The following is an 8,775-nucleotide window of genomic DNA, read 5'->3' on the forward strand; positions in this document are numbered from 1 at the left end:
CGTCTGACAGTCCACGGGCGGAGCAGCTGATCGGCGATCTGGTCGCGCACGTCGACCTCGATCCCGGCCCAGGCCTCAGGGCGGAGGAGTACAGCACCGAGCACATCTGGACCTACGAGCGAGTGCCCGGCCGGCGGCTGATGTTCCCGTTCGACGTCGAGGGCCTGCCGCGGGGCGCGATCCAGATCGACCTGGTGTTCAACGAGGAGCTGCCGATCGAGCCGGAGCCGATCCGGATCGCCGGGACCACCCTGCTCGCCGCGAACCAGGAGTTGTCGCTCGCCTGGAAGCTCCAGTGGCTCGTGACGGACCGCTACCCGCAGGCCAAGGACCTCTACGACGCCGCGTTGCTGGCGCAGCACACCACGGTGGACACCGGCGTCGTCATCGAGCTGCTGCGGCCGGAACTGGGTGACCGCGCGCTCGACTTCGACCGGTTGACCGTGCTGGGCCTGAAGCACGTCGACTGGGAGAACTCCCCGTCCGAGCTGCCGGTCACCAAGTCCGACGAACCGGCGTTGCTGCGGCGGATCGCGGCGGCTCTGGCCTAGAGGAGCGCGGCCACCTGAGTCGCGGTGGCCACGGTGGACTGCGGGTTCTGGCCCGTCACGAGCCTGCCGTCGACGACCACCGTGCTCGACCACGGCTCACCCGGCGCGAGCCGCGCGCCCAGCTCCGCCAACCGACCCGCCACCGAGTAGGGGACGTCCAGTCCGCCCTGGCGCTCCTCCTCGTCGCTGAACACCGCCATCTCCTTGCCCGCGAACACGAACGTGCCGTCCGCGCGGACCGCGCTCAGCAGCCCGGCCGGTCCGTGGCACAGCGCCGCGACCAGCTTGTCGCTGTCGTGGAACTCGGCCAGCAGCGCGCCGAGGGTCTGGTCGAACGCCAGGTCGGTCATCGGGCCGTGGCCGCCGGGCAGGTAGATCGCGTCGAAGTCGGCCGCGTTCATCTCACCCAGGTCGGCCGGCGACTGCAGATCCTCAAGCGTCGCGACGACCTCGTCGAACCGGCCGTCGAGGCTGCCCTTGTCGACGGTCGGCACCACGCCACCCGGCGTCGCGACGGTGACCTCGATGCCGGCCTCGCGGAGCACGCGCACCGACTCGACGACCTCCTCGGCCCAGAACCCGGTGGGGTGGCTCGTGCCGTCCGCCAGGGTGAGGGAGTCGGCGCCGGACACGACCATCAGTAGCTTCGTCATGGCACCCATACCATCACGAATCCTTCAAGAACGTTCGCCGAGTCATAAGCTGCCTTATGGCCGAGAAGTTGACAGACCTCGATCTGCTGGCGACGTTCCTGGAGATCTACCGGGCCGGCTCGCTCACCGCGGCGGCCACCCGGCGCGGACTCACCCAGCCCGCGGTGAGCGGTCAGCTCGCCAGGCTGGAGAAAGAGCTGGCCGAGCCGCTGTTCATCCGGGGCGGCCGAGGCGTCACACCCACGCCCAGGGCCGACGAGCTCGCGCGCCGCGTCGGACCCCACGTCGACCAGCTCCGCACGGCCCTCGACCCCGCACCCGGCCTCGAAGGCGTCGTGCGGATCGGGGGAGCGGCGGAGTTCATGACCGCCCGTGGCCTGCCCGCGCTCACCCCGCTGACCCGGCGCGGCATCCGGTTCGAGGTCACGCTCGGCGTCGCGAACGACCTGCTCGCCGCCCTCAGGTCCGGCATGCTCGACCTCGTGCTGTCCGCGGTCCGCCCCGGCGCCGGGCTCACCGCGACGCCGCTCACCGACGAGGAGTTCCTGCTGGTGGGGCCGCCGCTGCTGGCCAGGACCGTCGACCAGGAACTGCTGGGCCAGGATCCGGCGCGCGCCCTCGAGCACCTGCCGCTCGTCGCCTACTCCGACGACCTGCCGATCATCCGCAGGTACTGGCGCAGCGAGTTCGGCAAGCGCCCGAAGAACCCCACCGCCGTCATCGTGCCGGACCTGCGCGCTGTGCTGGCCGCGGTGATCGCCGGGGCCGGCGTGTCCGCGCTGCCCCGCTACCTGGCGGAACCAGCGCTGACCGCCGGATCCGTCGAGCTGCTGCACCACCCTGAGGTCCCGCCGCTCAACACCCTCTACCTGGTGACCCGCACATCAACAACCCAGGTAGTTGTGCACACGGTCGTCGAGCACCTGAGGTCACGCGACTGGGGCGTCCTCTGAGTGCGCGTTGTGCTCAGACGCTGCGAAGGACGGAGACCACGATGCCGAGGATCACGGCCTTGTCGCCGTCGATCACCGGGTAGTCGGGGTTGCGCGGCTCCAGGAACACGTGGCCGTTGCGGCGCTGGTAGACCTTGACGGTGGCTTCCTCGTCGATCATCGCGGCGACGATCTGCCCGCTGTACGCCTCCTGCGCCTGCTGGATGACGACCATGTCGCCGTCGCAGATCGCGGCGTCGATCATCGAGTCACCGCGCACCCGCAGGGCGAACACGTTGCTGCCGCGCCCGACCAGGCCGCGCGGCAGGCTCAGCACGTCGTCCACGTGCTCGATGGCGGAGATCGGCGTACCGGCGGCGATGTCGCCGACCACGGGCACCGAGATCGAGTCGTCGGACAGCTGCGCGACGGCCGTCTCGTGCAGGAAGACCCGCACGTCCATCGGCCGCGTCACCGACGTGCCGCGCTTGAGGAAACCCTTGTCCTCCAACGCACTCAGGTGCTTGGAGACGCTGGACGAGGACTTCAGGCCGACCGCGTCGCCGATCTCGCGGGTGCTGGGGGAGTAGCCGTGCTCCACCACCCAGTCGCGGATGGCGACCAGGATCCTCTGCTGGCGTTCCGGCAGCACCGTCGTGTCGAGCTCAAGATCGTCGTAGGCGGTCACCGGGCTGATAGTAGTAATCCGGTTGCCGGACACGAACGGGTGGTCGTTTGATCACCGGATGAGCTCGTTCTGGGTGGGGAATCTCGTACGGTTGCGCGGCATCGAGCCGGAGGACTGGAAAGCTTTCCGGAAGTTCGACGACAACACCGTGGACATGCGCAGGGCGGACCGGATCCAGCAGCCGTTCTCGGACGCCCGGCAACGCGAATGGGCGGAGAAGGCCGCGCTCAAGAAACCGGACGGCGAGGCGTTCCAGCTCGCGATCGAGTCGCTGGCCGACGGCGCGTTCGCGGGGACCGTGTCGACGTTCGAGGCCGACTACCGCGCCGGCCGGTTCGGGTACGGCATCTTCATCGGCAGTGAGCACAAAGGACGTGGCTACGGTTCGGAAGCGGTGTCGTTGCTGCTGGGCTTCATGTTCGGCGAGCGGCGCTTCCACAAGTGCGAGACGAACGTGTGGGCGTTCAACGAGCCTTCTCTCGCGTTCCACCGCAAACTCGGCTTCACCGAGGAGGGCAGGTTGCGCGACCACGAGTTCTTCGCCGGCCGCCACCACGACGCCGTGGTCTTCGGGATGACGGCACCCGAGTTCGCGGCTCGTCATCCGCACGCGAGCTCCATCTGATCTGCAACCTTGGAGTTGCACGTCGTCGCTGGGTGTGCAACTCTGGGGTTGCACTTGTTGGCGGACCGTTGGGAGCTTGTCGTGACTGTGGACCGGATCGAACGCGAGACCGTGATCGAGGCTTCGCCCGAGCGCGTGTGGCAGCTGGTGAACGAGCCGGGGTGGTGGGTCGCCTCCACGCCGTCGGGCACCGCCGTCGAGGGCGAGACGACGTTGTGCAAGAACGACACGTACGGCGACTTCCCGGTGAAGGTCGAGACCGTGAGGCCGCAGACCTACGTGTCGTACCGCTGGGCCAGCGCGTTCGGCGGCGCGGACCTGACCGCGGACAACACGACGCTGGTCGAGTTCACGCTGACGCCGGAGGGTGCCGGCACGCGGCTGCGCGTGGTGGAGAGCGGGTTCGCCGCGCTGGCCGGCTCGGAGGAGCTGCGCGCCAAGGCTCACGAGGACAACTCGGGCGGCTGGGTCGAGGTGCTGGAGGCGTTCCAGAAGCGGGCGGAGAGCTGAGGTTCCCGCTGGAACCCGCGGATGAAGTCCGTCATCGCTTCGGCTGTTGAGGCGTGGCGTTCGATGATCGCGGCGACGTGCGGCGGAACTGGCTTGTCCGCGTGCGCGTGCTTGAGCCAGCGCGCCAGGTACGTGCCCGTGTAGCGGCGGTCGTAGTCCTGGTGGTCGGCGAAGAACTCCTTCTCGTCGGGGGACAGGTCGAACTCCGCGGAGATCGCGAGGCCGTAGTCGGCGAAGTAGAGCTGTTCGCCGTCGGTCAGGATGTTCTGGAAGTGGCCGTCGAAGTGCAGGAGGCCGCGGGCGTTCAGGAACGACGTCCCGGCCTCCAGCTGCGTCTCGACCATCGCGCAGGCGTTCTCGTCGGCCGGATCGAGCCAGTCGTGCACGTTGTGCGGGATGTGCTCGAGGAACAGCGCGATGCTCGCCGAGGCGTCGCGCACGGCCTCGATCCGGCGGCGGATCTCCTCGCCGCCACCCCAGTAGGCGACGGCTTTGTCCACATCGGACAGTTCCGCGGGCAGTGCCTGGCCTGGGTGGGGCAGCACGCGCCAGTGGTACATCAGCGGAAAACCCTGGTGCAACCCGGCGATGACCCAGCTCGTCGTCATGTCGTGGACGGCCAGTTCTCGCCAGGCGCCGAAGCCAGGCCCGCCGATGAGCCCGATGCCGTAGTGGCAGAAGGCCGGGAGCTCGAAGAGGTTCGCGGTGGAGCGGGGGTTCCGCAGTTCGAGGTCGGTCAGCGGGAGTCGTTTGACGAAGACCTTCGTGCCGTTGATCCGCAGCAACGCAGCTGTGCCGCCGATGCCCGATCCGAGCGGCTCGGCGGCGTCCACGAGGGCGCGCAGTTCGTGATCGCTGTACCGGGCGAGAGTGGCGGAGACGGCGCTGTGGACAGCTGTGCGCGACATACCTCCAAGTTAGGTGCAGGGGTCAACGCGGCGTTGGCGTCTCGTCCCGGGCTGACCAGCGGGGTTCGTCGCCGGCGTCGGTGAACGCGGTGAGTGCCTCGACCAGGCCGTGCCGCAGGTGCTCCGGCATGCGCGCGACGATCGTGCTGATCTCGGCGCGCCGGCGGGCCATCACCTCGTTGACGACGCGGCGGCCGGCCGGGCTCGCCACGACGACGACCTCGCGTTTGGTGGCCGGGTTCTGCTCGCGGTCGACCATCCCGGAGGTGATCAGCCGGTCGATCATGCGCTTGGCCGTGGACGGGTTGACCTCCAGGAGGTCGGCGAGCGCGGTGAGCTTCATCGGGCCGCGGCTGTCGAGCAGGACGACCATTCTGAGCTGGGGGAGCGTGAGCGTTTCCTCGACGGCCGCCAGCGAACGCGCTGACACGGCGACTAACAGGCGGGACGCGGTGAGGACCGCGTCGGTCAGGTCGTCGACATCACTCACCCGCTCAGTTCTACAGGGTCGGACTCCGATAACGAAAAGATAACCATTGCACTGTGCAACGGACGGCAGGCGCTGGTCTGTCCGTACCTCCCGGCATGCGGATACTGCTCATCACCCTCTTGATCTTCCTGGTCGGTGCGCCACCCGCGTTCGCCCAGCAGGACCTGGGGCCCGGCTACACGGCGACCGCGTTCGGTCCGATGGGACCGCCCGGTCGCGACCTCCTGCAGAAGGTGGCGCTCGCCGGGTTGTGGGAGGGTCCCTCCGGGCGGATGGCGCTGGAGAAGTCGGCCAACCCGAAGGTGCAGGAGGCGGGACGTCACCTCATCGAGGGACACGCCGACCTCGACCGGCGGACCGCCGACCTCGCGCGCACCTTCAACGTGCAGCTGCCCACGCAACCCAACGAGGCGCAGCAGGGCTGGCTGAACGAGATGACGGCCGCGCCCGCTCGCAGCCCGGAGTTCGACAAGATCTTCGCGAACCGGCTGCGTGCCGCGCACGGCGTGGTCTACAAGTTCCTGGCTTCGGTGCGCACGGGCACGCGCAACACCGCGATCCGCGACTACGCCAAGGTCTGCATGGACACCGTGCTCGACCACATGACCGTGCTCGAAGCGACCGGGCTGGTCGACTTCAGCGACACCGATGCGATCCCGCTGGCTCTGGTCGCGCAGCCTTCGACCGCCCCGTCGGTGTCGCTGCCGCCTCGTGTGGCGGTGCCCGAGCCTGCCGCGCAGAACACCTCGCGGCAGCAACAGGACCACGGCATTCCCGACGGACTGCTCGGGCTGGGTGTGGTGGCGGCCGCGGTGGCCGGGCTCTGGTTGTGGAGCAGCGGGCGGAGCAGTCGCAAGATGCACCCCTAGTGGTGGCTCGGAACGCTGCCGGGGGAATTCGCGATCAGACGGGTGCCCTGCTGAGCGTGGATCACTTCGCCAACGTTCCGAGACGCGCCACCAGCTCCCACGACCGTGTTGGAGTGCGCAGCGCCTGCGTCAACGCGCGTCGTAGGCCTCGCGGTTCACGATGACCTCGGCGATGTGCTGTTCGGCCCAGCGGCACAGCACCAGCAACGGCTCGTGCAGCGTGCAGCCGAGCTCTGTCAGCTCGTACTCGACCCGCGGCGGCACCTCGGCGTAGACGTGCCTGCTGACGATGCCGTCGCGTTCAAGGTCCCTGAGCGTCTCCGTCAGCACCTTGCCGCTGATGCCGTCGATGCCGGTCTTCAGGTCACCGAACCGCATACGTGCGTTGCCCAGCAACGACACGACCATCGCCGTCCACTTGTTGGCGATGCGCGCGAGGCTCGTCCGCGACGGGCACGTGGAGGCGAGCACACTCCAGTCCGGCATTGTCTGTGACATGGCGCACACCCGTCCATTAGTTACGTTGAGGTTATTGGTTACTTTTCGTGAGCATAGGGCCACACCAGCTCAAAGGAGAAACCGATGACCACCCCTCTGGCCGTCGTCACCACCTATTTCGAGGCCCTGGAGTCCGGCGACTTCGCGACCGTCTCGGCCCAGTTCGCCGACGACATCGTGTGGCACCAGCCGGGTGCCAACCGCTTCTCCGGCGTCCACCACGGCAGTGCGGCCGTCGGCGCGATGCTCGTCGGGATGATGGAGGTGTCCGAGGGCACCTTCACGTTGAAGCGCAACGCCCCGCTGATGCTCAACGGCGACATCGTGGCCGCGCCGGTGCACTGGACGGCCAAGCGTTCGGGCGCCGAGATGGACGGCGTCGGCGTGGACGTCATGCGCGTGGTCGGCGGCAAGGTCGTCGAGGTGTGGCTGTACACGGCCGACCAGCCCGAGGAAGACGCGTTCTGGGGCAAGGCCTGACAACAACGACCCGGAGTGCGAGCTGCGGGAGCAAAACGGCGGGTCTGCCACCCGTTCGGGCTAGATCACGACAGACTGTGCGGCGTGGAACGGGATCGCAGGTGGGCGGACAAGGGTGAGGCCATCGGGCACGGCGTGAGCTGGCTCGCGCGGTGGAGTCTGCGGACGGCGCTGGCCGCGCTCGGCTTCTGGATGGTCTTCTGGCTGATCGGGCAGCTGTGGGTGGTCGTGATGCCCGTGCTGCTCGGGTTGCTGATCACGACGGTGCTGTGGCCGCCGGCTCGATGGCTGATGGCGAAGGGGCTCAACTCGGCGTTGTCGGCGACGATCGTGCTGGTCGTCGGGCTCGCGGTGCTCGGAGGGGTGATCGCGGCGATCGCGTCGTCGATCGCGTCCGGTGTGCCGGAGATCGCGACCAGTGCCACGAAGGCCGTGCAGCAGCTGCAGGACTGGGTGGCGGGGCCGCCGTTCAACCTGCGCGGCAGCGACCTCGACCGGTTGATCGCGCAGGGGGTCGAGCAGGTCAAGTCGAGCATCGGGTCGATCGCCAACGGGCTGCTGACCGGTGCGGGCGCGGTGACGTCCGGCGTCGTGACCGGGTTGGTGGCGTTGCTGCTGGCCTTCTTCTTCGTCAAGGACGGCATGCGCTTCACGCCGTGGCTGCGCGGCCTGATCGGCGAGCGCGCGGGCGGGCACGTCACGACGGTGCTGGAGCGGGTCTGGGTGACGCTCGGGTCGTTCATCCGCAGCCAGGCGATCGTGTCGCTGATCGACGCGGTGTTCATCGGGCTGGGCCTGGTGGTCCTGGACGTGCCGCTGGCGGTTCCGCTGGCCGCGCTGACGTTCCTCGGCGGCTTCATCCCGATCATCGGTGCGTTCATCGCGGGCGCGCTCGCGGTTCTGGTCGCGTTGGTGAGCAACGGGCTGACCACGGCGATCATCATGCTGGTCATCGTCATCGTGGTGCAGCAGGTCGAGGGCAACGTGCTGCAGCCCATCCTGCAGTCGCGCAGCTTGCGCCTGCACGCGGCGGTCGTACTGTTGGTGGTCACGGCGGGAACCAGCTTGTACGGCATCGCGGGCGCGTTCTTCTCCGTCCCGGTCGCCGCCGCGGTGGCCGTCGTCCTGCGCTACCTGGGCGAGGTCATCGAGGCGAGGTCCGTAATGGTTACGTCACAACTCGACGGGGATGAACCGGCCGAGACCGAACGTTCTCCTGAGTGAACACCGAGCAGAGGAGAAGCACTGTGACGGAGAAGGCTGTTCTCGCGGGCGGCTGTTTCTGGGGCATGCAGGACCTGTTCCGCCGCCACCCCGGCGTCGTCTCCACCCGCGTCGGCTACACCGGCGACCCCAGCACGCCCAACGCCACGTACCGCCGCCACGGCAACCACGCCGAGGCGATCGAGATCGTGTTCGACCCCTCGCTGCTGAGCTACCGGCAGATTCTGGAGTACTTCTTCCAGATCCACGACCCGTCTGACAGTCCACGGGCGGAGCAGCTGATCGGCGATCTGGTCGCGCACGTCGACCTCGATCCCGGCCCAGGCCTCAGGGCGGAGGAGTACAGC

The 8,775-nt window shown here is 68.5% G+C and carries 13 protein-coding genes; 8 read left to right on the top strand and 5 right to left on the bottom strand.

Features of this window, described 5'->3' with window-relative positions; genetic code table 11:
• The coding region (locus ABZX92_RS43880) for a nucleotidyl transferase AbiEii/AbiGii toxin family protein (RefSeq protein WP_355571797.1) at positions 1 to 551 on the top strand (551 nt) is incomplete at its 5' end.
• On the opposite strand, the gene ABZX92_RS43885 is transcribed toward ABZX92_RS43880, so the two are convergent.
• Complete coding sequence (locus ABZX92_RS43885; RefSeq protein ID WP_355571799.1) at positions 548 to 1,204, bottom strand: type 1 glutamine amidotransferase domain-containing protein; 657 nt, start codon at positions 1,202 to 1,204, stop codon at positions 548 to 550. The two genes, ABZX92_RS43880 and ABZX92_RS43885, sit on opposite strands and share 4 nt — an antisense overlap.
• 56 nt (positions 1,205 to 1,260) lie before the next feature.
• Between ABZX92_RS43885 and ABZX92_RS43890 the strand changes: the two genes are divergently transcribed.
• The gene (locus tag ABZX92_RS43890) at positions 1,261 to 2,157 is read left to right on the top strand and encodes a LysR family transcriptional regulator (protein WP_355571801.1); all 897 of its coding nucleotides are present in this window, start codon (positions 1,261 to 1,263) and stop codon (positions 2,155 to 2,157) included.
• A gap of 13 nt (positions 2,158 to 2,170) precedes the next feature.
• On the opposite strand, the gene lexA is transcribed toward ABZX92_RS43890, so the two are convergent.
• Positions 2,171 to 2,824: a transcriptional repressor LexA gene (gene lexA / locus ABZX92_RS43895; protein ID WP_355571803.1), complete on the bottom strand. Its 654-nt coding sequence runs from the start codon at positions 2,822 to 2,824 to the stop codon at positions 2,171 to 2,173.
• 58 nt (positions 2,825 to 2,882) lie between these two features.
• On the opposite strand from lexA, the gene ABZX92_RS43900 reads away from it, so the two are divergent.
• Positions 2,883 to 3,449: a GNAT family protein gene (locus ABZX92_RS43900; protein WP_355571805.1), complete on the top strand. Its 567-nt coding sequence runs from the start codon at positions 2,883 to 2,885 to the stop codon at positions 3,447 to 3,449.
• 81 nt (positions 3,450 to 3,530) lie between these two features.
• Positions 3,531 to 3,959, top strand: a complete 429-nt coding sequence (locus tag ABZX92_RS43905) for an SRPBCC domain-containing protein (RefSeq protein ID WP_355571807.1) — start codon at positions 3,531 to 3,533, stop codon at positions 3,957 to 3,959.
• On the opposite strand, the gene ABZX92_RS43910 is transcribed toward ABZX92_RS43905, so the two are convergent.
• Both ABZX92_RS43910 and ABZX92_RS43915 read right to left on the bottom strand, forming a co-directional pair.
• Positions 3,893 to 4,867 carry a hypothetical protein gene (locus ABZX92_RS43910; protein ID WP_355571809.1) on the bottom strand — a complete coding sequence of 325 codons (975 nt, stop codon included), beginning with the start codon at positions 4,865 to 4,867 and terminating at the stop codon, positions 3,893 to 3,895. The two genes, ABZX92_RS43905 and ABZX92_RS43910, sit on opposite strands and share 67 nt — an antisense overlap.
• Positions 4,868 to 4,889: 22 nt before the next feature.
• Positions 4,890 to 5,357 (bottom strand): MarR family transcriptional regulator, encoded by a 468-nt coding sequence (locus ABZX92_RS43915; protein ID WP_355571811.1) that lies wholly within the window; start codon positions 5,355 to 5,357, stop codon positions 4,890 to 4,892.
• Positions 5,358 to 5,452: 95 nt separating this feature from the next.
• Between ABZX92_RS43915 and ABZX92_RS43920 the strand changes: the two genes are divergently transcribed.
• A complete protein-coding gene (locus tag ABZX92_RS43920) occupies positions 5,453 to 6,226 on the top strand; it encodes a DUF4142 domain-containing protein (protein WP_355571812.1) in 774 nt (257 codons plus the stop codon).
• 129 nt (positions 6,227 to 6,355) lie between these two features.
• Here ABZX92_RS43920 and ABZX92_RS43925 read toward each other — a convergent pair whose 3' ends face one another.
• On the bottom strand, positions 6,356 to 6,724 hold the full coding sequence (locus ABZX92_RS43925) for a helix-turn-helix domain-containing protein (protein ID WP_355571814.1): 369 nt from the start codon (positions 6,722 to 6,724) through the stop codon (positions 6,356 to 6,358).
• Positions 6,725 to 6,808: 84 nt separating this feature from the next.
• On the opposite strand from ABZX92_RS43925, the gene ABZX92_RS43930 reads away from it, so the two are divergent.
• The 3 genes from ABZX92_RS43930 to ABZX92_RS43940 all read left to right on the top strand — a co-directional run.
• Entirely contained in the window at positions 6,809 to 7,204 is a 396-nt protein-coding gene (locus ABZX92_RS43930; protein WP_355571815.1) for a nuclear transport factor 2 family protein, read from the top strand.
• A gap of 84 nt (positions 7,205 to 7,288) precedes the next feature.
• On the top strand, positions 7,289 to 8,428 hold the full coding sequence (locus ABZX92_RS43935) for an AI-2E family transporter (RefSeq protein ID WP_355571817.1): 1,140 nt from the start codon (positions 7,289 to 7,291) through the stop codon (positions 8,426 to 8,428).
• 23 nt (positions 8,429 to 8,451) lie between these two features.
• On the top strand, positions 8,452 to 8,775 hold a 324-nt coding region (locus ABZX92_RS43940; protein ID WP_355571818.1), incomplete at its 3' end, for a peptide-methionine (S)-S-oxide reductase.

It is taken from the genome of Lentzea sp. NPDC006480 (assembly GCF_040611995.1).
Classification (GTDB): Bacteria; Actinomycetota; Actinomycetes; order Mycobacteriales; family Pseudonocardiaceae; genus Lentzea.

Excerpts from the sequence above, each read along its gene's own strand:
- ABZX92_RS43890 (WP_355571801.1), top strand. The coding sequence starts at position 1,261 with ATGGCCGAGAAGTTGACAGACCTCGATCTGCTGGCGACGTTCCTGGAG.
- ABZX92_RS43900 (WP_355571805.1), top strand. The coding sequence starts at position 2,883 with ATGAGCTCGTTCTGGGTGGGGAATCTCGTACGGTTGCGCGGCATCGAG.
- ABZX92_RS43920 (WP_355571812.1), top strand. The coding sequence starts at position 5,453 with ATGCGGATACTGCTCATCACCCTCTTGATCTTCCTGGTCGGTGCGCCA.
- ABZX92_RS43885 (WP_355571799.1), bottom strand. The coding sequence starts at position 1,204 with ATGACGAAGCTACTGATGGTCGTGTCCGGCGCCGACTCCCTCACCCTG.
- ABZX92_RS43910 (WP_355571809.1), bottom strand. The coding sequence starts at position 4,867 with ATGTCGCGCACAGCTGTCCACAGCGCCGTCTCCGCCACTCTCGCCCGG.
- ABZX92_RS43925 (WP_355571814.1), bottom strand. The coding sequence starts at position 6,724 with ATGTCACAGACAATGCCGGACTGGAGTGTGCTCGCCTCCACGTGCCCG.
- ABZX92_RS43930 (WP_355571815.1), top strand. The coding sequence starts at position 6,809 with ATGACCACCCCTCTGGCCGTCGTCACCACCTATTTCGAGGCCCTGGAG.